Annotated in this window: 19 protein-coding genes; 11 read left to right on the top strand and 8 right to left on the bottom strand. The window is 72.1% G+C overall.

Going from position 1 to position 22,895, the window contains the following annotated elements; all coding sequences use genetic code 11:
• Window positions 1-118: 118 nt before the first annotated feature.
• The 5 genes from ABZ404_RS33275 to ABZ404_RS33255 are packed head-to-tail and all read left to right on the top strand — an operon-like array spanning window position 119 to window position 5,108.
• Window positions 119-916: an acetoacetate decarboxylase family protein gene (locus tag ABZ404_RS33275; RefSeq protein ID WP_358831974.1), complete on the top strand. Its 798-nt coding sequence runs from the start codon at window positions 119-121 to the stop codon at window positions 914-916.
• Window positions 916-1,800 (top strand): SDR family NAD(P)-dependent oxidoreductase, encoded by an 885-nt coding sequence (locus tag ABZ404_RS33270; protein ID WP_358831973.1) that lies wholly within the window; start codon window positions 916-918, stop codon window positions 1,798-1,800. Before ABZ404_RS33275 ends, ABZ404_RS33270 begins: the two co-directional genes overlap by 1 nt.
• A gap of 17 nt (window positions 1,801-1,817) precedes the next feature.
• On the top strand, window positions 1,818-3,134 hold the full coding sequence (locus ABZ404_RS33265) for an amidohydrolase family protein (RefSeq protein WP_358831972.1): 1,317 nt from the start codon (window positions 1,818-1,820) through the stop codon (window positions 3,132-3,134).
• The gene (locus ABZ404_RS33260) at window positions 3,131-4,360 is read left to right on the top strand and encodes an amidohydrolase family protein (protein WP_358831971.1); all 1,230 of its coding nucleotides are present in this window, start codon (window positions 3,131-3,133) and stop codon (window positions 4,358-4,360) included. The genes ABZ404_RS33265 and ABZ404_RS33260 overlap by 4 nt, the downstream gene beginning before the upstream one ends.
• A 25-nt stretch (window positions 4,361-4,385) precedes the next feature.
• Entirely contained in the window at window positions 4,386-5,108 is a 723-nt protein-coding gene (locus ABZ404_RS33255) for a VIT family protein (protein WP_358831970.1), read from the top strand.
• Between the two features lie 4 nt (window positions 5,109-5,112).
• Here ABZ404_RS33255 and ABZ404_RS33250 read toward each other — a convergent pair whose 3' ends face one another.
• Entirely contained in the window at window positions 5,113-8,211 is a 3,099-nt protein-coding gene (locus tag ABZ404_RS33250) for an NACHT domain-containing protein (RefSeq protein WP_358831969.1), read from the bottom strand.
• A gap of 189 nt (window positions 8,212-8,400) precedes the next feature.
• Between ABZ404_RS33250 and ABZ404_RS33245 the strand changes: the two genes are divergently transcribed.
• Window positions 8,401-9,444, top strand: coding sequence for a zinc-dependent alcohol dehydrogenase family protein (locus tag ABZ404_RS33245; protein ID WP_358831968.1), 1,044 nt, complete (start codon window positions 8,401-8,403; stop codon window positions 9,442-9,444).
• 53 nt (window positions 9,445-9,497) lie between these two features.
• On the opposite strand, the gene ABZ404_RS33240 is transcribed toward ABZ404_RS33245, so the two are convergent.
• Both ABZ404_RS33240 and ABZ404_RS33235 read right to left on the bottom strand, forming a co-directional pair.
• Window positions 9,498-11,033 (bottom strand): S8 family serine peptidase, encoded by a 1,536-nt coding sequence (locus tag ABZ404_RS33240; protein WP_358831967.1) that lies wholly within the window; start codon window positions 11,031-11,033, stop codon window positions 9,498-9,500.
• A gap of 95 nt (window positions 11,034-11,128) precedes the next feature.
• Window positions 11,129-12,649, bottom strand: a complete 1,521-nt coding sequence (locus tag ABZ404_RS33235; protein WP_358831966.1) for a S8 family serine peptidase — start codon at window positions 12,647-12,649, stop codon at window positions 11,129-11,131.
• A gap of 315 nt (window positions 12,650-12,964) precedes the next feature.
• On the opposite strand from ABZ404_RS33235, the gene ABZ404_RS33230 reads away from it, so the two are divergent.
• The 3 genes from ABZ404_RS33230 to moaA all read left to right on the top strand — a co-directional run bounded on the left by ABZ404_RS33230 (window position 12,965) and on the right by moaA (window position 16,102).
• Window positions 12,965-13,330 (top strand): DUF485 domain-containing protein, encoded by a 366-nt coding sequence (locus tag ABZ404_RS33230; protein ID WP_358831965.1) that lies wholly within the window; start codon window positions 12,965-12,967, stop codon window positions 13,328-13,330.
• The gene (locus ABZ404_RS33225) at window positions 13,327-14,961 is read left to right on the top strand and encodes a cation acetate symporter (RefSeq protein WP_358831964.1); all 1,635 of its coding nucleotides are present in this window, start codon (window positions 13,327-13,329) and stop codon (window positions 14,959-14,961) included. The genes ABZ404_RS33230 and ABZ404_RS33225 overlap by 4 nt, the downstream gene beginning before the upstream one ends.
• A gap of 151 nt (window positions 14,962-15,112) precedes the next feature.
• On the top strand, window positions 15,113-16,102 hold the full coding sequence (moaA, locus tag ABZ404_RS33220; RefSeq protein ID WP_358831963.1) for a GTP 3',8-cyclase MoaA: 990 nt from the start codon (window positions 15,113-15,115) through the stop codon (window positions 16,100-16,102).
• Here moaA and ABZ404_RS33215 read toward each other — a convergent pair.
• Both ABZ404_RS33215 and ABZ404_RS33210 read right to left on the bottom strand, forming a co-directional pair.
• A complete protein-coding gene (locus ABZ404_RS33215; RefSeq protein ID WP_358831962.1) occupies window positions 16,085-16,315 on the bottom strand; it encodes a hypothetical protein in 231 nt (76 codons plus the stop codon). The two genes, moaA and ABZ404_RS33215, sit on opposite strands and share 18 nt — an antisense overlap.
• Window positions 16,316-16,510: 195 nt before the next feature.
• Window positions 16,511-16,885, bottom strand: a complete 375-nt coding sequence (locus ABZ404_RS33210; RefSeq protein WP_358831961.1) for a DUF3099 domain-containing protein — start codon at window positions 16,883-16,885, stop codon at window positions 16,511-16,513.
• A 242-nt stretch (window positions 16,886-17,127) separates the two neighbouring features.
• Here ABZ404_RS33210 and ABZ404_RS33205 point away from each other — a divergent pair, with 242 nt between their 5' ends.
• The gene (locus ABZ404_RS33205; RefSeq protein WP_358831960.1) at window positions 17,128-17,403 is read left to right on the top strand and encodes a GlsB/YeaQ/YmgE family stress response membrane protein; all 276 of its coding nucleotides are present in this window, start codon (window positions 17,128-17,130) and stop codon (window positions 17,401-17,403) included.
• Window positions 17,404-17,553: 150 nt separating this feature from the next.
• Here ABZ404_RS33205 and tyrS read toward each other — a convergent pair whose 3' ends face one another.
• The 3 genes from tyrS to ABZ404_RS33190 form a co-directional block, all read right to left on the bottom strand.
• Window positions 17,554-18,822, bottom strand: a complete 1,269-nt coding sequence (tyrS, locus tag ABZ404_RS33200) for a tyrosine--tRNA ligase (protein WP_358831959.1) — start codon at window positions 18,820-18,822, stop codon at window positions 17,554-17,556.
• 54 nt (window positions 18,823-18,876) lie between these two features.
• Window positions 18,877-20,274, bottom strand: coding sequence for a metallopeptidase TldD-related protein (locus tag ABZ404_RS33195; RefSeq protein ID WP_358831958.1), 1,398 nt, complete (start codon window positions 20,272-20,274; stop codon window positions 18,877-18,879).
• A gap of 186 nt (window positions 20,275-20,460) precedes the next feature.
• A complete protein-coding gene (locus tag ABZ404_RS33190; RefSeq protein ID WP_358991220.1) occupies window positions 20,461-21,993 on the bottom strand; it encodes a TldD/PmbA family protein in 1,533 nt (510 codons plus the stop codon).
• A gap of 184 nt (window positions 21,994-22,177) precedes the next feature.
• Here ABZ404_RS33190 and fabG point away from each other — a divergent pair, with 184 nt between their 5' ends.
• Window positions 22,178-22,894, top strand: coding sequence for a 3-oxoacyl-[acyl-carrier-protein] reductase (gene fabG, locus ABZ404_RS33185; protein ID WP_329397658.1), 717 nt, complete (start codon window positions 22,178-22,180; stop codon window positions 22,892-22,894).
• Window position 22,895: the final 1 nt, after the last annotated feature.

The raw sequence follows: 22,895 nt of genomic DNA, 5'->3' as shown, positions 1-22,895 counted from the left end.
CCGCGCCTCCCAACTCCGGTGCCCGCACGGCTCTTTACCCTTCATCGGGCTCGGTGTAACTGTGTTACAGACCCGGGGGACCGCACGGCGAGGCACGACCCAGGAAGGGTGGTACGCCATGGCACGTGTACGGTACGGCGCGCGGACCGAGGACGAGATCCGGGCCGCGCGCACCGCGAGCTCACGTCTCCCCGACATCTGGTCCACCGGGGTGGTGGCCGTCTGGGAGAGCGATCCCGACGCGGTGGCGGCCGTGCTGCCACCGCCGCTCAAGCCCGCCGGGGATTCACTCGTACGGGCCAACATCAGCCGGGTCGACCTGCCCGGCTACCCGCTGGGCGCGGGCTCGGTGGCGGTCTCCGCCGTGCACGACGGGCAGCCCGGCTGGTATCCGCTGGTGATGCCGATGACCCACGAGCGGGCCCTGACCGGCGGACGCGAGGTGTTCGGCGAACCCAAGAAGCTCGGCGAGGTCACCGTCGAACGGGACGGACTCGTCGTGCGGGCCGCGCTCGCCCGGCACGGCATCGCCTTCGTGGAGGTGCGCGGCGCCGTCGACCGGACCCTGCCGCTGCCGGAGCCCGCCGAGAAGGTCGACTTCTATTTCAAGTTCCTGCCGGCCGTGGACGGCGAGGGCTTCGACGCGGACCCGGTGCTGGTGCACTGCGTACGCCACGAGAAGGTCCGCAAGCTGGAGCGGATCACCGGCGACGTGGTGCTGCGCGAGTCCATGTACGACCCCGTGGCGGACCTGCCCGTGCACCGCGTCGTGGAGATCACGATCGGGGAGAAGACCACCGACCAGCGCGGCCGGGTGGCGACACGGGTCAGCGCGCGCGACCTGTTGCCGTACATCCACCAGCGCTACGACGACCCGGCGCAGATCCTCGACGGGCCGCCCGCGGGGAGCGTGTGATGCGCCTCGCCGAGGGGCAGGTCGCCGTCGTCACCGGCGCGGCGAGCGGGATCGGGCTGGCCCTCGCCCGCCGGTTCGCGGCCGAGGGGCTGCGCGTGGTCCTCGCGGACGTCGAGGAGGCGGCCCTGGAGAAGGCGGCCGCGGAGCTGCGCGAGGAGGGCGCGCGGGTCCACGCGCGCGTGGTCGACGTCTCCGAGCGCGCGTCCGTGCGGGAGCTCGCGGACGCGGCGTACGACACGTTCGGCGCCGTCCACGTCCTGTGCAACAACGCGGGCGTCGGCTCGGGCGCCGAGGGCCGGATGTGGGAGCACGAGGTCAACGACTGGAAGTGGGCCTTCGCGGTCAACGTGTGGGGCGTCTTCCACGGCATCCAGGCGTTCGTCCCCCGCATGATCGCGTCCGGCGAGCCCGGCCACGTCGTCAACACCTCCTCCGCCGACGGGGGGATCGCGCCGCTGCCGACCGCCTCCGTGTACGCGGTCACCAAGGCCGCCGTCGTCACCATGACCGAGTCGCTGTACGCGCATCTGAGGGCCGAGCACGCGCGCGTGGGCGCGTCCGTGCTCTTCCCCGGACCCCACATGCTGCGCACCGGCCTGTGGGAGTCGCACCGCAACCGGCCCGCCCGGTACGCCAAGGAGCGCCCGCGCAGGGCGCCCTACCGCAGCCTCGGCCAGTGGGAGGCGGCGATGCGGGAGGCCGGGCACGAGATCGCGTTCACCCCCGTCGAGGAGGTCGCCGGAACGGTCGTCGACGGCATCCGCGCCGACCGCTTCTGGATGCTCCCGCAGAGCGAGCACAGCGACCGCCAGATCAGGGCGAGGTCGCGCTCGATGCTGGACCGGGCCAACCCGTCGTACCTGGAGAGCTTCATTCTCGACTGACCCGCGAGGAGTCCGTCATGCCGCAGCAGCACAGCACACCCGAGGGCGGGCACCACGACCCGTACCTGATCATCTCCTCCGACTGCCACGCCGGGCTCCCCACCGAGCGGTACCGGCCCTACCTCGACGCCCGCTTCCACCGGGACTTCGACGACTTCCTCGACGGGCGCGAGCGCCGCCGCGAGGAGATGACCCGGCTCGGGGTCCGCAACGAGGCCTTCGCGGACCGGTGGTTCGCCGACAACGAGGAAGGCCTCAAGGGCGGCTGGGACCCCGCCCGCAGGCTCAAGGAGCTCGACGGGGACGGGGTGGCCGCCGAGGTCGTCTTCCCCGACGCGGACGCCGTCGACAGCCGCACCGCCGCCCCCTTCGGCGTCGGCCTCGGCCTCTCCGGCGACCAGGACCCCGACCTCGGCATGGCCGGCGCGCAGGCGCACAACCGCTGGCTCGCCGAGTTCGTCGGCGGCACCCCCGAGGACGCGGCACGGCACTGCGGAGTCGCCCTGCTGCCGGTCACCGGCGACGTCGACCGGGTGGTCGCGGAGATCCACCGGGCCAGGGAGTCCGGGCTCGGCGCTCTGATGATCCCCTCGATGTGGGTCGACAAGGCCCCCTACCACGACCGCCGTTACGACCCCGTCTGGGCGGCGGCCGCCGAGACCGCGATGCCGGTCCTCACCCACTCGGGCGCCGCACCCCGCCACGAGTACGGCGACCACCTCGGCATCTACGTCAGCGAGGTCACCTGGTGGCCCGCCCGCCCGCTGTGGTTCCTGCTCTGGTCCGGCGTCTTCGAACGCCACCCCGGGCTGCGCTTCGGCGTGGCGGAGTCGGGCTGCTGGTGGCTGCCGAACCTGCTGTGGTTCATGGACCGGCTCTATCTGGGCGCGCACGGCGGCAAGAAGCTCTCGCCCTTCGCCGAGCTCAAGCGGCCGCCCAGCGAGTACCTGGACCGCCAGGTCTTCGTCTGCGCCACCAACACCAAGCGGCGCGAACTCGCCCAGCGCTACGAGATCGGTGTCGACAACATCCTCTGGGGCTCCGACTTCCCGCACCCCGAGGGCACCTGGCCGCACACCCGGGAGTGGCTGCGCAGGACCTTCCACGACATCCCCGTCGCCGAGACGCGCCGGATGCTGGGCCTGGCGGCGGCGGAGGTCTTCGGCTTCGACACCGCGAAGCTGGCCCCGCTGGCCCGCCGCATCGGCCCGGCCCCGGCCGAACTCGGGCAGAGCGAGGACCAGTCGGCCGTCGAGGCGTCCTGGGCGCGCTCGCGGGAGGTGGGACGCCACTGGCTGACCGACCACGACTTCCCCGTCCTGGGGGTGTCGTGAACGCCGACCGCTACACGGTGATCTCGGCCGACTGCCACGCGGGCGCCGACCTCCTCGACTACAAGCCGTACCTGGAGAAGCGGTACCACGACGACTTCGACGCCTGGGCCGCCACCTACGTCAACCCCCACGAGGACCTGCTGGCCGATACCGCCGACCGCAACTGGAACTCCGCGCGGCGGGTGGCCGAGCTGGAGGCGGACGGGATCGTCGCGGAGGTGGTGTTCCCCAACACCATCCCCCCGTTCTTCCCCTCGGCCGCGCTCATGGCGCCCACGCCGACCAGGGAGGAGCTGGAGCGGCGCTGGGCCGGGCTGCGGGCGCACAACCGCTGGCTGGCCGACTTCTGCGCCCTGGAGCCGGGCCGCAGGGCGGGCGTCGCGCAGATCCTGCTGGGCGACGTCGACGCGGCGGTGGCCGAGATCCACCGGACGAGGGAGGCGGGCCTGACCGGCGGCATCCTGCTCCCGGGCGCCCCGCCCGGCTCGGGTGTGCCCGAGCTGTACTCGGACGTGTACGACCCGATCTGGGCGGCCTGCGCCGACCTCGGCGTACCGGTCAACCACCACGGCGGCTCCGCGTCGCCGCCGCTGGGGGAGGAGCCCGCCGCCCGGGCCGTCTTCATGGTCGAGACGACCTGGTTCTCGCACCGCGCCCTCTGGCATCTGATCTTCGGCGGCGCCTTCCACCGCCACCCGGCGCTGAAGCTGATCCTCACCGAACAGGGCTCCGGCTGGATCCCCGGGGTGCTGGACATGCTCGACTACTACCACCAGCGCCTGGTGGCGGCGGCGACCCGGGCGGCCACCGCGGAGTCCAAGTTCGGCGCGGGTTTGGCCGAGTCCATGGGCAAGGGGCCCAGCCGGGTCTGGCGCGAGAACTGCTACGTCGGCGCCAGCTTCATGCGTCCCCACGAGGTGCCCCTGCGCGACCGCATCGGCCTCGACAAGATCATGTGGGGCAGCGACTACCCGCACGACGAGGGCACCACCCCGTACTCCCGCGAGGGCCTGCGGATCGCGTACGCGGGCCTGCCGCCCGAGGAGGTGGCCGCGATGGTGGGCGGCAACGCGGCCCGCGTCTACGGCTTCGACCTGACGCTCCTCGACCCGATCGCGGCGAAGGCGGGCCCGACCGTCGCGGAGATCGCCGAGCCCCTGAAGGAGGTCCCGCCGGACGCCACGAGCCCGGTGTTCGCGCGGGGCGGGTCGGTACGGGTGTGGTGAGGCGGGGGGTGAGACCCTTCGCCGCATGACGGAAGCGGAGACGGCCGAGGGCCACGACGAGGCCCACCGGGGCGGCCTCGGAACGCGCCTGAACTGGCTGCGGGCGGCGGTCCTGGGCGCCAACGACGGCATCGTGTCCACGGCGGGCCTCGTCGTCGGCGTGGCCGGCGCGACGGACGACCGCTCCGCCCTGCTGACGGCGGGTCTCGCGGGCCTGCTGGCGGGCTCGATGTCGATGGCGGCGGGCGAGTACGTCTCCGTCTCCACCCAGCGCGACTCCGAGAAGGCCGCGCTGGCGATGGAGCGGCGCGAACTGCGGGAGGAGCCGGAGGCGGAACTGGACGAGCTGACCGGTCTGCTGGAGGACCGAGGCCTCAGCGCCGAACTGGCGCGGGAGGCGGCGGAGCAGCTCACCGAACGCGACGCCCTGCGCGCCCACGCGCGCGTGGAGCTCGGCATCGACCCCGACGAACTGGCCAACCCCTGGCACGCGGCGGGCGCCAGCTTCCTCGCCTTCACGGCGGGCGCGCTGCTCCCCCTCCTCGCCATCGTCCTGCCCCCGTCCCCGGTCCGCCTGTACGTGACGGTCGTCTCGGTCCTGGCCGCCCTGACCCTGACGGGCTGGTGGAGCGCCCGCCTCGGCGCGGCCCCGGCGGGGGCGGCGGTGCTGCGGAACGTGGGTGGGGGTGCGGTGGCTATGGGGGTGACGTATGCGGCGGGGGTGGCGTTGGGGGCGGCGGGGGTGTGAGGGGTCAGAGGCGGGTTCGGTAGAGGTCCAGCCGTTCCGGGGGGATCTGGTCGGCCCCGATGAGGGGTGTGCCGCTGGGCGCCCTGATGGTGAGGTCGGGCAGGTCCGCCAACGGAGTGAGATCGATGGGGTGTTCGGCTGTCGTCGACCGGGAGAGCCACAGCGTGGTCAACCGGGGAAGCTCACGCAGAGCGCCCAGTCCGGCCGGGAGTCCGCAGTCGATCAAGGAAAGACTGCTGAGTCCGGTGGCGCCCCTGAGCAGGCGCAGATCCACGGATCCGACCTCATGCATCCCCAGTTGGGCAAGCCGTCCGAGCAGGGCGGGCCTCGCGCACAGTTCCCTTAGTTGCGCCTGTCCGGCGAGCGTCAGACCGGTGAGGAGAGGCCAGCGTTCGATCCCGGCGAGGCTCGCGTACCGGATCTGGCGCTCAAGTACCAGCGTGGTCAGTTGGGGTCCCAGGGGCAGTTCGGCGACGCTCTCGATGAGTGCGGGATGCCCGATGAAGGCGCTCTTGAGGCTCGTCGCCTCCCACAGAGGTTCCAGCGGGAGTTCCGGATCGAGCAGGTAGAGGGAGATGTGCTCAAGGCCGGGCCGGGCGATCGGGGTCAGGTCCCGCAGTGCCGAACATCGGCTCAGGCCCAGCTCCTTGAGCCGGGGGAGCGAGGCCAGCGGAGCGAGATCCGTGAGGTCCATGCTGCCGTAGACGAAAACCTCTTCCACTCCCCGCACCTCCGTCAGGGGGCTGAGATCGGCATGGTTGCCCGTCACATGGATGCGCTGAGCGCCAGGCACCAGCCGCAGCGCGAGCATCTGCTCCCGGGTCGTCGCGGTCAGCGGAGCCTGGTGCCAGGCCCCCGCCGCCAGCACCTCGCGCGCGTACTCCTCGGTGTCGAAGGCCCCCCAGGCACTGGATACCTGCTCGGCGACCCGCCACCTCCCATCCCCCCGAAACCGCGAGATCACCTCAAAGGCCGCGTCCCCCCGGATCGCCGCCGCCGTCCGCACCACCGCCCCCGCCTCGTACTCATCGAGCCCCTCCGGCCCGGGGAGCAGCCCCAGCACCAGCTCGCCCACCTTCGCCAGTTTCTCCGCGTCGTCCAGGCTCCGAGGCGGCAGCAGCTCCCGCGTCCCCGCCTCGACCGACTCCCGGATCGCCGGGTCCAGTTCGGGTGCGTGCTCCAGGCACGCCGCCGCCAGCAGTACCAGCCGGTGGCGCAGCTTGGGGGCGCGGTCGGCGCGGCGGAGCAACTGCTTGAGCAGCCGCGCCCGCTCGTCCGCCCGCGCGTGCCCGACCGCCATCTGCACCACGTCGTCCCAGGTGTCGTCGTGCGCGTTGGCCGCGAGCACGCCGAAGTCGCGGGACTCCACCGCCGCCTTCGCGCCCAGGTAGTCCTGGAAGGTGCGGTGCACGAAGCCGACCGTCCCCGGCGCCGGTTCGCGCAGCAGGCCGCTGCGGATCAGCAGATGCGCGAAGACCTGCTCCGCGGTGCCCCGTACCTGCGGCATCGCCGTGAGCCAGTCGGCGATCATCTCCCTGGCCTCGCCCTGCTCGGCCTCGACCTGGGCGTTGCGGATCAGCCAGTACGCCAGGCGCTGGAGGAGCGCGGTCTGCTCCTCGCGGGTGAGTTCGACGCCCTCCACGCCCGCGATCTCGCGTTCGGTGTCCCGCCGTACGAGCAGCATGTCCAGGGCCGCGTCGTACAGCTCCTTCCTGGCGCGCGGCAGCTGCATCCGGCGGTCCCGGTTGAGCGCGCACAGCAGGGCGCACATCAGCGGGTTGGTGGCCAGCCGGCCCAGGTCGCGGCGGCTGCCGACGGCCTGCCGCAGCGAGGTCTCGTACGTCGCCAGCCGTGCGCGCTCCACCTCGCCCAGGCACTCGCCGCGTGCGGCGTCGTGCCAGTGGCCGACGAAGGCGCGGATGTCGTCGCGGTCCATCGGCAGCAGTGAGTGGGCCGCGAAGCCCTGCCGGGAGAGCCAGTCCACGGGCACCGCGGAGGGGCGCGTGGTGACGACGTACCGGGCGTTGGGGAAGGCCGCGATCAGCGACTTCAGCCAGGCCTCGGTGCGGTGGCGCAGCCGGACGGGGACCTCGTCCACCCCGTCCACCAGCACCAGCCCGCGGCCTCCCGCCAGCACCTGCTCCACCCATCCGGCGGGCGCCGCCCCGTGCAGCGGCACCCCGGCCGCCCGCAGGAACGCGTCGGGGAGCGGCAGCGCGTCCGCCTGGGTGAAGGCGCGCAGCCGCAGCACGAAGGGGACGCACCGGTTCCAGTCCGCCAGCTCGCCGGTGAAGCTGCGCCGGGCCGCGTTGAGGGCCAGCCACTGCACCAGCGTGCTCTTCCCGGAGCCCGCGGGGCCGCGCAGCACCAGCCGGTCGGCCCCGGCGAGCGCCTGCTCGGCCTTGACCGCGACCTGCTCGCCCCGGGCCGGGCCGAAGTCCGCGCGCTCCCCGCTCACCGCGAGGCTGATGTAGGCCGTGTCCAGCGCCCACTCGCCGCGCGAGCGCCCCAGGGTCAGCCCGAACAGCTCCAGCCGCCCGTGCGTCTCGGTCACATAGGCCGCGTACCGCTCCTCGAAGCTCAGGGCCGCCGCCTGTGGTCGCGGGCCGAGCCGGTCGCGTACGTCCGTCATCAGCGCGTGTGTCCGCCCCGCCGCGCGCGCCTGCTCCACCGCCGCGCGGGCGGCGAACGCGGGGTGCGCGGTCAGCTGCTCGACCACATGGGCGCAGCAGAGCCCCAGCAGCTCCTCGTACAGCGCCTCGCCGGGCCCCGGGTGCGGGCGGCGGAGCCCGGCCCGCAGCCGCTCGGGGTCCAGGTCCAGGGAGAACAGGTACGCGGGAGTGATCTCGCCCGCCGCCGCGAAGGCGTCCGCCACGGCCTCGGCCGCCGCCGTCCGCTCGTGCTCCGGCAGTGAGCCGTACGTGTCGGCGAGGCGCCGCCCGAGGACCTTCGCCAGCCGCTCCGGCGACGCGGGCTTCGGCAGTGGGCGCATGGCCGGGCGGACGGGGGCGGCCACCAGGCCCGCACCGGGTCTCGGGCTCAGGAGCGACTTGGCGACGGTGGAGGCCACCGCCCCGGCCAGCCGTAAGAACGCGACTTCCATGCCTGTCACGGCAGTTGACCTCCCCAGGGCCCGGAGGAGGGAATCCTACGCCGGTGGCGGGTCCGGCCGCCGGGCGGTGCGCGGCCGTCTCGGCGGGCGGCCGACGGCGGCACAGGCGTACGGTGAGAGACGGACTCCCCGTACGGCTTTCTCCGTACGCCACTCGACTGACCAGCAAGGATCTGCCCCATGCGCGCCACCGTCATCCACGCCCCCCACGACATCCGGGTGGAGGACGTGCCCGACTCCGTGGTCCAGCTCCCCACCGACGCGGTCGTCCGGGTGCTGCGGGCCTGTATCTGCGGCAGCGACCTGTGGGCCTACCGGGGCGAGTCCGCTCGGCAGCCGGGGCAGCGGATCGGGCACGAGTTCCTCGGGGTGGTCGAGGAGGCGGGCTCCGAGGTGACCGGCTTCCGGGCCGGGGACCTGGTGGTCGCGCCCTTCGTGTGGTCCGACGGCACGTGCGACTACTGCGCCGAGGGGCTCCAGACGTCCTGCCCGCAGGGCGGCTTCTGGGGCTCGGTGGGCTCCGACGGCGGCCAGGGCGAGGCGGTCAGGGTGCCGTTCGCCGACGGCACGCTGGTGAAGCTGCCCGCCGCCGCGGCCTCCGACGAGCGCCTGCTCACCGCCCTGCTGGCGCTCTCCGACGTGCTCGGCACCGGCCACCACGCGGCCGTCGGCGCCGGGGTGGGGCGCGGCTCCACGGTCGCCGTCGTCGGGGACGGGGCCGTCGGCCTCTGCGGAGTCCTCGCCGCCAGGCGGCTCGGCGCCGAGCGGATCATCGCGCTCGGGCGCCACCGGGTACGTACCGACATCGCGCGGGCCTTCGGCGCCACGGACGTCGTCGCCGAGCGCGGCGAGGCCGCCGTCGACGCCGTGCGCGAGCTGACCCGGGGTCAGGGCGCGCACGCGGTGATCGAGGCGGTCGGCACCGAGCAGTCGATGCGCACGGCCGTGGAGATCACCCGCGACGGCGGCGCCATCGGCTACGTGGGCGTCCCGCACGGCAGCGGCACCGGCCTCGACCTGAGCGTCATGTTCGACCGCAACATCGCGCTGCGCGGCGGCGTCGCCCCGGTCCGCGCCTACATCCCCGAGCTGCTCCCGGACGTCCTGTCCGGCGCCGTCGACCCCTCCCCGGTCTTCGACCTGACGGTCGGCATCGACGGCGTCCCCGGCGGCTACAAGGCGATGGACGAGCGCACCGCCCTGAAGGTGCTGATCAAGCCGTAGCGCGAGGTGCCGGGTCCGGGCGGGGGAGCCGCCCGGACCTGGCGCGACACGCCCTAGCGCACCGCGTGCAGGGCGTTGACGATCCCCGCCCCGTAGAAGCCGCTGCGGTGCCTGCCGCCCTCGCAGACCGCGTCCGCCTTGCCGTCGCCGTCGATGTCGTACGGGACGGGGCAGGCCGTCGGGTCCGCGCCCTCCTTCAGGAGCTCCTTGATCTTCCAGGCGGGCGCGTGCGGGTGCGCGGACTTCAGCAGCGCGGCCACGCCCACCACGTGCGGGGTGGCCATCGAGGTGCCCGCCATGTAGGCCCACTTGCCGCCGGGCACCGGGCCGAGGATCAGCCCGCTGGTGGCCGGGGCCTGCGGCGGCTGGTAGGCCGTCGAGTCGCCGCCCGGCGCCGCCACGTCGATCACGCCACGGCCGTAGTTGGAGAACGACGACTTCAGGCCCTTGGCCCCGGTCGCGGAGACCGTGACGACCCCCGGCAGCTGGGTGGGGATGTCGAGGCAGGTGCTCGGGTCGACCGTCCGGTCGCCCGGGGTGGAGTCGTTGGGGCTGGCCGGGTCGGTGATCGAGTCGGCGGCGAGGTCGTAGCTCTCGTTGCCGGCCGCCGCGACGTTCACCGTGCCCCGGGACTCGGCGTACCGGCTCGCCCGGGTGATCGCCTCGACCAGCGCCTTCTGGTCCGGGTCGCTCTTGCAGTTGAAGTACCAGGGGTCGGTGTAATAGCTGTTGTTGGTGACGTCGACGCCGTGGTCGGCGGCCCACATGAAGCCGCAGACGACGGCCTCCGTGTAGAAGAAGCTGCCGCCCTGGGTGGACACCTTGATCGCGGCGACCTTCACCCCCGGCGCCACCCCGGTGACGCCGACGCCGTTCTTCGCCGCGGCTATCTCACCCGCCACATGGGTGCCGTGCGGGGAGCCGCCGGTGGTGAACGGCCGCCAGGCGCCGTCGGTGGTGTCCGGCTTGCCGCCGATGCAGCTCACCGACTTGGAGCGGTCGAAGTTGGGCGCGATGTCGGGGTGGGTGTCGTCCACGCCCGTGTCGATGACGCCCACGGTCACCCGCGAGCTGCCCAGGGTCTTCTCGTGCGCCTTGTCGGCCTTGATGGCCTTCAGGTCCCACTGGAGCGGCTCCAGCGGGTCCTCGCCCGCCGCGGCCCCGGCGCCCGCGGCCCGGACCTCCTCGGCGGTGAGCGTCCTGGGCGTGCCGACGTCGGTGGTGGTCTGCGCCGGCAGCGGCGCCGTCCGGGTCGCCCCGGCCGACTCCACGCCCCGTACCGCCCGCATCGCCTGCGCGAAGCCGGGGGCGGCGGAGTGGGCGACGATCACGCCGATCCGGTCGTAGGACTGGACGACCGTGCCGCCGGCGGCCGTGATGGCCCGTCTGACCTTGTCGGCGTGCCCGTATCCCTTGCGGAGGTTGACGACGTAGCTGAGCGAGGAGGCGTCGGTGGCGGGGGCGGCCTGCGCGGCGCCGCCGCCGGACACGGCCGACGCCGTGCCCGGCAGGACCGCCAGCGCGGCGGCGGTCGCCATCACGGCGGAGACGGCGAGGGCGCGGTGCGTACGGGAGAAGTGCGACGTCATGGGTTCTCCATGTGACTGACGGATGTCTCGGTACGTACGGGAAGGAGCTCCGCGGCGGGCGCGACCACGGGGGGCCGCGCCCGCCGGTCGCCGTGCTACTCGGTGACCGCGCTCAGCGCGTTGACGACGCCGTGGCCGTAGAAGCCGTTGACGCGCTTGCCGCCCTCACAGGTGGAGTCCTGGACGCCGTTGCCGTCCGGGTCGTACAGACCGGTCGGGCAGCCGGGGTTGTCGGCCTGCTCCCTGAGCATGTCCCGCAGGTCCGCCGGGGACGCCCAGCGGTGCTTGGACTTCAGCAGTGCGGCGACGCCCACGACGTGCGGGGTGGCCATCGACGTGCCCTGCTTGTAGCCGTACTGGCCACCCGGCAGCGTCGCCAGGATGCGCCCGTTCCTGTCCGGGGTGTCCGGGATCTGGTACTTGTCCCCGCCCGGCGCGGCCACGTCGACCTGGCCGAGGCCGTAGCTGGAGTAGTACGACTTGATGTTCTGCACGCCGGTCGCCGAGACCGTGACCACGCCCGGCAGCTGGGCCGGGATGTCCGGGCACTTGGCCGGGTCCACGGTCACCGTCGGGTGCGGCGCGGGCTGGTCGTCCGGGCTGCTGGTGTCGGTGAGGGCGTGCTTGGAGAGGTCGTAGTTCTCGTTGCCGGCCGCCGCCACGTTCAGGACGCCCTTGTGCTCGGCGTACCTGCTGGCCCGGGTCACCGCGTCGAGCAGGGCCTTCTGGTCCGGGTCGCTCTTGCAGTTGAAGTACCAGGGGTCCACGTAATAGCTGTTGTTGGTGATGTCGATGTGGTGCTCGGCGGCGAAGACGAACCCGCAGACCACCGCCTCGGTGAAGAACAGCCCGCTGCCCTGCTCGGCGACCTTGATCCCGGCGACCTTCACCCCGGGCGCCACGCCCGCGACCCCGATGCCGTTGCGGGCCGCGGCGATCTCGCCCGCGACGTGCGTGCCGTGGTCGCTGCCGCCCGCGTACGGCCGCCAGGCGCCCGGCGAGGTGTCGGCGACGCCGCCCACGCAGTTGGCCGACTGGGCGGCGGAGAAGTTCGGGGCGAGGTCCGGGTGGGTGTCGTCGACGCCGGTGTCGATCACGCCGACGGTGACCCGGCGGCTGCCGGGGTAGATCTTGGCGGCCTTGTCGGCGCCGATGGCCCGCAGGTCCCACTGGTTGGCCTCCAGCGGCTCCTGGCCGGGCGCGGCGGCCGCCTTCGCCTTCGCGGCCTCGGCCGGGGTGAGGGCCTGGGTGGTGCCCTCCTCCGTGGTGGCCTGCGCCGTCAGCGGCGTGGTGCGGGTCGCGCCGGCCGAGGAGACGCCCCTGGCCCGGCGTATCTCCCGCGCGAACGCGGGGTTCGTGGAGTGCGCGACGACCACGCCTATCCGGTCGTAACTGACGACGACCGTGCCGCCCGCCTTGGCTATCGCGTCGCGCACCCGGGCCGAAGTGCCGTGCCCGCCCGTGGTGTTGACGACGTACGACAGGTTCGGGCCGTCGGCGGCCGGGGCCGGCGCGGCCGAGGCCGTGGCCGCCGGAAGGAAGCCGAGCGAGGCCGTGAGCGCCAGACCGGCGGGGAGCGCGAGGGCCCGCCGCCGTCCGGATCCCAGATGAGCCATGGGTTCTCCACATCATCCGTGAGAGCCGTCCACCCGCGGGTCACGAGTGGACGGGTACATGACCAGCGAAGCTATCGCTGATCACACGGGCCCATCAATGAATTCGGGCGGGTTGCTCCGAGAACATCGCACCCGGGGCCGCCGCGCACGGCCAGAGCACCCGTCCGTGCGGCGGCCGCGCGGAAAAACGGCCGGTCTGAACCGAGACGCGACGCCCTCCGTGCCGTTGTCAGGGGGACCGCCCTCATCCGTCCCCGACCGTGAGGGTCCCCCTTGTCGTCCATCCCCACCGCACCCGCATCACGAGGAGAGTCCGTGGCCACCGACGTGCCACCGCCCGACGGCGGAATCGACACGCGCCCCGCCCAGCCCCCCACCCACAAGTTCGTCGAGGTGCAGGCGAGCGAGGAGTTCGCCGAACTGCGCCGCACCCACCGCCGGTTCGCGTTCCCGCTCACCGTCGCCTTCATCGCCTGGTACCTGCTGTACGTCCTGCTGTCCAACTACGCGGGCGGCTTCATGGGCCACCGGCTGTTCGGCAACATCAACGTGGCCCTGGTCTTCGGCCTCGCCCAGTTCCTCACCACCTTCCTCATCGCCTGGTTCTACGCGCGCTACGCCGCCGCCAAGCTCGACCCCCGCGCCGAGGCGATCAAGTCCCGCATGGAGGCCGACGCATGAGCGCCCCGCACGACCACCTCCCGCTCGCGGCGACCGCCACCAGCGAACACCGGCCACTGATCATCACCCTGTTCGCGGTGTTCGTCGTCGCGACCCTGGTCATCACGGTCTGGGCGGGCCGCCAGACCAAGAGCGCGGCCGACTTCTACGCGGGCGGCCGGCAGTTCACCGCCTTCCAGAACGGCCTCGCGGTCTCCGGCGACTACATGTCCGCCGCGTCCTTCCTCGGCATCGCCGGCGCCATCGCGCTCTTCGGCTACGACGGCTTCCTGTACTCCATCGGGTTCCTGGTCGCCTGGCTGGTGGCGCTGCTCCTGGTCGCCGAGCCGCTGCGCAACTCCGGGCGCTACACGATGGGCGACGTGCTCGCGTACCGGATGCGCCAGCGGCCCGTACGGACGGCGGCCGGCACCTCCACCATCGTCGTCTCGATCTTCTACCTGCTGGCGCAGATGGCCGGCGCGGGTGTGCTGGTCTCGCTGCTGCTGGGCATCACCAGCGACGCGGGCAAGATCCTCATCGTCGCCCTGGTCGGCGTCCTCATGATCGTGTACGTGACGATCGGCGGGATGAAGGGCACCACCTGGGTCCAGATGGTCAAGGCGGTCCTGCTCATCGCGGGCACCATCCTGATCACCTTCCTGATCCTGCTGAAGTTCGACTTCAACCTCTCCGACCTGCTCGGCAGGGCCGCCGAGAACAGCGGCAAGGGCAGCGCCTTCCTGGAGCCCGGCCTGAAGTACGGCAAGACCGGCACCTCCAAGCTCGACTTCATCTCGCTCGGCCTCGCCCTGGTCCTCGGCACGGCCGGACTGCCGCACATCCTGATCCGCTTCTACACCGTCCCCACCGCCAAGGCCGCCCGTAAGTCGGTGAACTGGGCGATCGGCATCATCGGCGCCTTCTACCTGATGACGATCGTGCTCGGCTTCGGCGCGGCGGCCCTGCTCAAGCCGGGCGACATCATCGCCTCCAACCCGGCGGGCAACACCGCCGCGCCGCTCGCGGCCCTGGAGATCGGCGGCGGCAGCGGCTCCAACGGGGGCGCGATCCTGCTCGCCGTGATCTCGGCGGTCGCCTTCGCCACGATCCTCGCGGTCGTCGCGGGCCTCACCCTCGCCTCCTCGTCCTCCTTCGCGCACGACATCTACGCCAACGTCATCCGCAAGGGGAAGGCGACCGAGAAGGAGGAGGTCAGGGCCGCGCGCTGGGCCACCGTCTTCATCGGGGCCGTCGCCATCGTGCTGGGCGCCTTCGCCCGCGACCTGAACGTCGCCGGCCTGGTCGCACTCGCCTTCGCGGTCGCCGCCTCCGCCAACCTGCCGACCATCCTCTACAGCCTCTTCTGGAAGCGCTTCACCACCCAGGGCGCGCTGTGGTCGATCTACGGCGGCCTCACCACGGCGGTCGTGCTCGTCCTGTTCTCGCCGGTCGTCTCCGGCAACCCGAAGACGTCCATGTTCAAGGGCGTGGACTTCCACTGGTTCCCGCTGGAGAACCCGGGCCTGATCTCGATCCCCGTCGGCTTCCTGCTCGGCCTGATCGGATCACTCCTGTCCAAGGAGGAGCCGGACGCCGGCAAGTACGCCGAGCTGGAGGTCAAGTCCCTCAGCGGAGTCGGCGCCCACTAGGGCGGACGGACGGGTACGGGCCGCGGCCGCGTCGTAGGGTCCTACGACGCGGCCGCGCCGCACCTCGTGTCAAACGGCCCCCGCCGTTGTCGGCCCTCTCACGTAGGCTCGGCTGTATACATCAACCGGTAACCGGGGGAGGGGGCCCACAGTGCTCATCGACACATACGGCCGTGTGGCCACTGACCTGCGTGTCTCGCTCACCGACCGCTGCAATCTGCGGTGTACGTACTGCATGCCCGAAGAGGGCCTGCAGTGGCTGGCCAAGCCGGACCTGCTCACCGACGACGAGATCGTCCGCCTCATCCGCATCGCCGTGACCGACCTCGGTGTCACCGAGGTCCGCTTCACCGGCGGCGAGCCGCTGCTGCGGCCGGGCCTGGTCGGCATCGTGGAGCGCTGCGCGGCCCTGGAGCCCCGCCCCAGGATGTCGATCACCACCAACGGCATCGGCCTGAAGCGCACCGCCGCCGCCCTGAAGGCGGCGGGCCTGGACCGGGTCAACGTCTCCCTCGACACCCTGCGCCCCGAGGTCTTCAAGACCCTCACCCGCCGCGACCGGCACAAGGACGTCATCGACGGCATGGAGGCCGCCCGCGCCGCCGGGCTCACCCCGGTCAAGGTCAACGCGGTCCTGATGCCCGGGCTCAACGACGACGAGGCCCCCGACCTGCTGGCCTGGGCCGTGGCGCACGACTACGAGCTGCGGTTCATCGAGCAGATGCCGCTCGACGCCCAGCACGGCTGGAAGCGCGACGGCATGATCACCGCCGGTGACATCCTCGCCTCGCTGCGTACGAGGTTCACGCTCACCCCCGAGGGCGACGACGCGCGCGGCTCCGCGCCCGCCGAGCGCTGGGTGGTGGACGGCGGACCGCACCGGGTCGGCGTCATCGCCTCCGTCACCCGCCCGTTCTGCGCGGCCTGCGACCGGACCCGGCTCACCGCCGACGGCCAGGTCCGCACCTGCCTCTTCGCGCGCGAGGAGTCGGATCTGCGGGGCGCGCTGCGCTCGGGGGCGCCCGACGAGGAGATCGCCCGGCTGTGGCGGCTGGCGATGTGGGGGAAGAAGGCCGGATCCGGGCTGGACGACCCGGAGTTCCTCCAGCCCGACCGCCCGATGTCAGCGATCGGCGGCTGACTCCCACTCGCTCAGGGCCACCACGTCCTTGAGGAACCCCCGTACGCCCAGGAACTGGGAGAGGTGCTCGCGGTGTTCGTCGCACGCGAGCCAGGTCTTGCGCCGCTCCGGCGTATGGATCTTCGGGTTGTTCCAGGCCAGGACCCACCGTGCCGCGGTGCGGCAGCCCTTGGCGGAACACACGGGCGCCTCGTCGGCGATCTCGTCACTCACGGATACATTCTGCGCCATGAACCGGGGGTGACATGGCGACGCCGAGCAGCCACGGGGGGAGCTGCCCGGCGTCGGTCCGTCGCTCCGACGGGGGATGCGGAGCGCCTACGCAGTATGTCACGGGGGACCCGCTGTGGTGCACCGGAACTTCATGATTGATCTGAGCTTTTCTTGAGCTTTGCGGACGGTGACGGATCAGGTCTGCTCGCGTGACCACGGTTCGTGGTCAGGGCTGCCGGGACCCGCCGCGGGTTCCGCCGGACCGCCGACCGGGGCCGCTCCGAGCATCGGCCGCGCGGGCGCGGGCACGAACGTCGAGGGCAGTGAAGGCGCGTTCTCCCGCCCCGCGTTGGCGATCACCACAGCCACATAAGGGAGCAGGGCTCCCAGTACCAGGGTCACGATCGCGACAGGGCGTTCGATGTTCCACAGCACCGCCGTCAGCACCACCGACACCGTACGGACGGACATCGAGATCACATAGCGGCGCTGCCGCCCGCGCACGTCCTCCGCCAGACCCTGCCGGGCCCCGGTGATCCGGAAGACCTCGGCTCCGTTCCGCTTCCGCATCTGCTCCACCACCCGACTCCACGCCGGGCTCTCCCCGGCCCGGACAGTTCACACGGTACGCCCGGGATCCGCCGGGTTCGAGACCGGGGGCGGTCCGGCCTGAGTGATGCGGCCGATCCGTACTGCGTACGGACGAGTCCGACATGCGCCGTATGGCGGATGGGTCAACACTGGCTGCGACTGCTCATGTAGGGCGGAGTGCTCGGCTGAGTGCTCGCGCCGAGCGGAAAGAGGAGGCAGCGATGGGCTGGTTGTGGGCGATCATCGTCGGATTCGTACTGGGTCTGATCGCGAAGGCGATCCTCCCCGGCAAGCAGCACAGTCCCCTCTGGCTGACCACCATCTTCGGCATCATCGGCGGTGTGGTCGGCAACTCGATCGCGCGGGCGATCGGCATCGCGGAGACGAAGGGCATCGACTGGGGCCGGCACGGCCTCCAGATCGCCGCGGCGGTCGTCATCGTCGCCCTGGGCGACATGCTCTACATGGCGATGCGGGGCAACAGGCAGCGGGCCTGACGGGCGCGGCGGCCCCCACGGCAGGTACGGCGCGGGGGGCGGTCCCATGACGGAACCGCCCCCCGCGTACGTCCCCGGACCCTTTGCGCACGATCCTTGTTAGCACGATCCCTCTGCGCACGATCCCTTCGCGCAGGCCATACGCGCAGGTCAGGCGCCCTTGACCTCGATCGCGGCCAGGTTCTTCTTGCCCCGGCGCAGCACCAGCCAGCGGCCGTGCAGCAGATCGTCGGCGGTGACCACCGCGTCCTCGGACGTCACCTTCGCGTTGTTCACGTAGGCGCCGCCCTCCTTCACCGTGCGCCGGGCCGCCGACTTGCTCGCCACCAGCTCCACCTCGGCGAACAGGTCCACCACCGGGCCGAGCTCGGCCACCTCGGCGTGCGGCAGCTCGGACAGGGCGGCGGCCAGCGTCGAGGCGTCCAGCTCCGCGAGGTCGCCCTGGCCGAACAGCGCCTTCGACGCGGCGACGACCGCCGCGCACTGGTCGGCGCCGTGCACCAGCGTCGTCAGCTCCTCGGCGAGCGCGCGCTGCGCGGCCCGCGCCTGCGGGCGCTCCTCGGTGAGCCGCTCCAGCTCCTCGATCTCCTCGCGGGACCGGAAGCTGAAGATGCGCAGGAACTTGGAGACGTCGCGGTCGTCCGCGTTCAGCCAGAACTGGTAGAACGCGTACGGCGTGGTGCGCTCCGGGTCCAGCCATACCGTGCCGGACTCCGTCTTGCCGAACTTGGTGCCGTCCGCCTTGGTGATCAGCGGGGTGGCCAGCGCGTGCACCTCGGCCTCCGGGGCGACCCGGTGGATCAGGTCGGTACCCGCGGTGAGGTTGCCCCACTGGTCGCTGCCGCCGGTCTGCAGGACACAGCCGTGGCGCCGGTACAGCTCCAGGAAGTCCATGCCCTGGAGGATCTGGTAGCTGAACTCGGTGTAGCTGATGCCCGCGTCGGAGTTCAGCCGGCGGGATACCGCCTCCTTGGCGATCATCTTGTTGACCCGGAAGTACTTGCCGACGTCCCGCAGGAAGTCGATGGCCGACAGACCCGACGTCCAGTCCAGGTTGTTGACCATGGTCGCGGCGTACGGGCCCTCGAAGTCGAGGAACCGCTCGATCTGCCCGCGCAGCCGCTCCACCCAGCCCGCGACGACCTCGGGGGCGTTCAGCGTGCGCTCCGAGTTCGGCTTGGGGTCACCGATCAGACCGGTCGCCCCGCCGACCAGACCCAGCGGGCGGTTGCCCGCCTGCTGGATCCGGCGCATGGTCAGGATCTGCACCAGGTTGCCCAGGTGCAGGCTGGGGGCGGTCGGGTCGAAGCCGCAATAGAACGTGACGGGACCGTCCGCGAACGCCTTGCGCAGTGCGTCCTCGTCAGTGGAGAGGGCGATCAGCCCACGCCACTGCAGCTCATCGACGATGTCCGTCACGGTCGTACGTCTCCTAGGTCTGTGTACGGATGTGCAGCAGCCAGTGTATGGGGGTCAGACGCCCCGGCTGACCGAGCTCATGTTGAAGTCCGGCACCCGCAGGGGCGGCATCGCGGCCCGGGTGAACCAGTCGCTCCACTCCCTCGGCAGGGTCTTCTCGGTGCGCCCGGCCTCGGTCGCCCGCGACAGCAGGTCCACCGGGGACTCGTTGAACCGGAAGTTGTTGACCTCCCCGACCACCTCGCCGTTCTCGACGAGGTACACCCCGTCCCGGGTCAGCCCGGTGAGCAGCAGCGTCGCCGGGTCCACCTCGCGGATGTACCAGAGGCAGGTCAGCAGCAGGCCCCGTTCCGTGGCGGCGACCATGTCCTCCAGCGAGCGCTCGCCGCCGCCGTCCAGGACCAGGTTCCCGACCGTGGGCGTGACGGGCAGCCCGGTGAGGGCCGCGCTGTGCCGGGTGGTGATCAGCCGCTCCAGCCGTCCGTCCCGCATCCAGTCCGTGGGGGAGAGGGGCAGGCCGTTGTCGAAGACGGAGGCGTCGTCGCCCGAGGAGTGCGCCAGCTGGAACGGGGCGGACTCCAGGCCCGGCTCGTTCGGGTCGCTGCGCAGCGTCAGCGGCAGCCGGGCCAACTTCTCGCCGAGCCGGGTGCCGCCGCCGGGCTTGGAGAACACGGTCCGGCCCTCGGTGGCGTCCCGCGCGTTGGACGACCACAGCTGGTAGATCAGCAGGTCGGCCACGGCGGTGGGGGGCAGCAGCGTCTCGTACCGGCCCGCCGGCAGGTCGATCCGGCGCTCGGCCCAGCCGAGCCGGACCGCGAGCTCCTCGTCGAGGGCGCCCGGGTCGACGTCCTTGAAGTCCCGCGTGGAGCGCCCGGCCCAGGCGGAACGCGCCCGGTCCGGCGACTTGGCGTTGAGCTCCAGGGTGCCGGTGGGCTGGTCGTGGCGCAGCCGCAGGCCCGTGGAGGTGCCCAGGTACGAGGAGGTCATCTCGTGGTGGGCGAAGCCGTACAGCTCGCGCCCGCCCGAGCGGGCCCGCGCGAAGGCCTCGCCGAGGGCGGGGGCGAAGTCCGTGAAGACGGCCGAGGAGGTCTCGGCGGGCGCGTCGGTGAAGTCGGCGGCCACCGGCACGCCCTCGACCAGCGGCCGGGCGTCCTCGGCGGGCCCGGCGCCGCGCGCCGCCGCCTCCGCCGCCCGCACCAGCGGCTCCAGGTCGTCGGCGGTCACCGCGGACCGCGACACCACGCCCGAGGCCGTGCCCTCGGCGCCGTCGACGGTCGCGATGACGGTGAGGGTGCGCCCGCGGGTGACGCCGTTGGTGGTGAGCGCGTTGCCGGCCCAGCGCAGATTGGCGGAGGAGTGCTCGTCGGCGATGACGACGCACCCGTCGGCGTTCGAGAGCGCGAGCGCCCGCTCGACGATCTCGTGCGGCTTGACGGTCGTACGGGAACTCATCGCCCGGCCTCCTGAGTCGTATTGAGACTGTGCCTTCCCGGGGAGTGACCCCCGGACCCCCAGCCGGAGGCCCTTCGGTGCGTCCGAAGAGTCATCGCCCGGCCTCCTGAGTCGTATTGAGACTGTGCCTTCCCGGGGAGTAACCCCCGGACCCCCAGCCGGAGGCCCTTCGGTGCGTCCGCAGAGTCATCGCCCGGCCTCCTGAGTCGTATTGAGGATGTTGACGCCGCGGAACAGGGCCGACGGGCAGCCGTGGGAGACCGCCGCCACCTGGCCCGGCTGGGCCTTGCCGCAGTTGAAGGCGCCGCCCAGGACGTACGTCTGCGGGCCGCCCACCTTCTCCATCGAGCCCCAGAAGTCCGTGGTCGTCGCCTGGTAGGCGACATCCCGCAGCTGGCCCGCCAGCCTGCCGTTCTCGATGCGGAAGAACCGCTGCCCGGTGAACTGGAAGTTGTAGCGCTGCATGTCGATCGACCAGGACCGGTCGCCGACCACGTAGATGCCGCGCTCCACGCCCCCGATCAGGTCCTCCGTGGAGAGCCCGCCCGGGTCCGGCTGGAGCGAGACGTTGGCCATGCGCTGGACCGGCACATGGCCGGGGGAGTCCGCGAAGGCGCAGCCGTTGGAGCGGCCCAGGCCCGTCAGCTTCGCGATGCGGCGGTCCAGCTGGTAGCCGACGAGCGTGCCGTCCTTCACCAGGTCCCAGGACTGCGCCTGGACGCCCTCGTCGTCGTACCCGACGGTCGCGAGCCCGTGCTCGGCGGTGCGGTCACCGGTCACGTTCATCACCGAGGAGCCGTACGCCAGCTTGCCCAGCTGGTCGAAGGTGGCGAAGGAGGTGCCCGCGTACGCCGCCTCGTAGCCCAGCGCCCGGTCCAGCTCCGTGGCGTGGCCGATGGACTCGTGGATGGTCAGCCACAGGTTCGACGGGTCCACCACCAGGTCGTAGCTGCCCGCCTCCACGCTCGGCGCCCGCATCTTCTCGGCGAGCAGCGCCGGGATCTGCTCCAGTTCGGAGTCCCAGTCCCAGCCGGTGCCCGTCAGGTACTCCCAGCCGCGCCCGGCCGGCGGCGCGAGCGTGCGCATCGAGTCGAACTCGCCGCTCTTGTCGTCCACCGCGACGGCGGTGAGCTGCGGATGCAGCCGGACCCGCTGCTGCGTGGTGACCGTGCCCGCGGTGTCCGCGTAGAACTTGTTCTCGTGGACGGTGAGCAGCGAGGCGTCCACGTGCGCCACCCCGTCCGCCCGCAGCAGCCGCTCGCTCCAGTCGGCGAGCAGCGCGCTCTTCTCCTCGTCCGGTACGGAGAAGGGGTCGATGTCGTACGCCGAGATCCAGGTCTTCTCGGAGTGCACCGGCTCGTCCGCCAGCTCCACGCGCTCGTCGGACCCCGCGGCGGCGATCACCCGCGCGGACAGTTTCGCCATCGCCACCGCCTGCGAGGCGACCTTGGCGGCGGCGTCCATGGTGAGGTCGACCCCGGAGGCGAAGCCCCAGGCGCCGCCGTGCACCACCCGCACCGCGTAACCGAGGTCCGTGGTGTCGGACGACCCGGCGGGCCGGGCGTCCCGCAGCCGCCAGGCGGCGCTGCGCACCCGCTCCAGGCGGAAGTCGGCATGGTCGGCGCCGAGCGCGCGGGCCCGCGCCAGCGCGGCGTCGGCGAGGGCCCGCAGCGGCAGCGCCGTGAAGGCTTCGTCGAGGGAATGGGTCCCTGAGGGCACAGTCGTCTCCTGTCGTATGAGACCGGTCGCCCGATCATGTCGCGGTTCGGGGCCGTCTGCCTATCCCTTTCTGTAGGGACCCCACAGCGCTTTCCGTACGCCACTGTCACAGGTCGATTCCCCGTACACCTGCCGGTACCGATAGTTTGCGGAAGTACGAAACCGCTATCGAAAGGGTGATCCGTTGAGCCGCTCGGTTCTCGTCACCGGAGGAAACCGGGGCATCGGCCTCGCCATCGCCCGCGCTTTCGCCTCCACGGGCGACAAGGTCGCGATCACCTACCGCTCCGGAGAGCCGGACGCCCTCCAGGAGGAGGGGTTCCTCGCCGTCAAGTGCGACATCACCGACGCCGAGCAGGTGGAGCAGGCCTACAAGCAGATCGAGGAGGCCCACGGGCCCGTCGAGGTGCTCGTCGCCAACGCCGGGGTCACCAAGGACCAGCTGCTGATGCGGATGTCCGAGGAGGACTTCACCTCGGTCCTGGACACCAACCTCACCGGCACCTTCCGGGTCGTCAAGCGCGCCAACCGCGGCATGCTGCGCGCCAAGAAGGGCCGTGTCGTCCTGATCTCGTCCGTCGTCGGCCTGATGGGCTCGCCCGGCCAGGCCAACTACGCGGCCTCCAAGGCCGGACTCGTCGGGTTCGCCCGCTCCCTCGCGCGCGAGCTGGGCTCCCGCAACATCACGTTCAACGTCGTCGCACCCGGTTTTGTCGACACCGACATGACCAAGGTGCTCACCGACGAGCAGCGCACCTCGATCCTTTCGGGAGTGCCGCTGGGCCGCTACGCGCAGCCCGAGGAGATCGCCGCCGCGGTCCGCTTCCTCGCCTCGGACGACGCCTCGTACATCACTGGTGCCGTCATCCCGGTTGACGGCGGATTGGGCATGGGTCACTGAT

Source organism: Streptomyces sp. NPDC005878 (genome assembly GCF_040629815.1).
GTDB lineage: Bacteria > Actinomycetota > Actinomycetes > Streptomycetales > Streptomycetaceae > Streptomyces.
The sequence above is the reverse complement of the archived record's forward strand: the minus strand, read 5'-3'. Positions and strand labels throughout refer to the sequence as shown.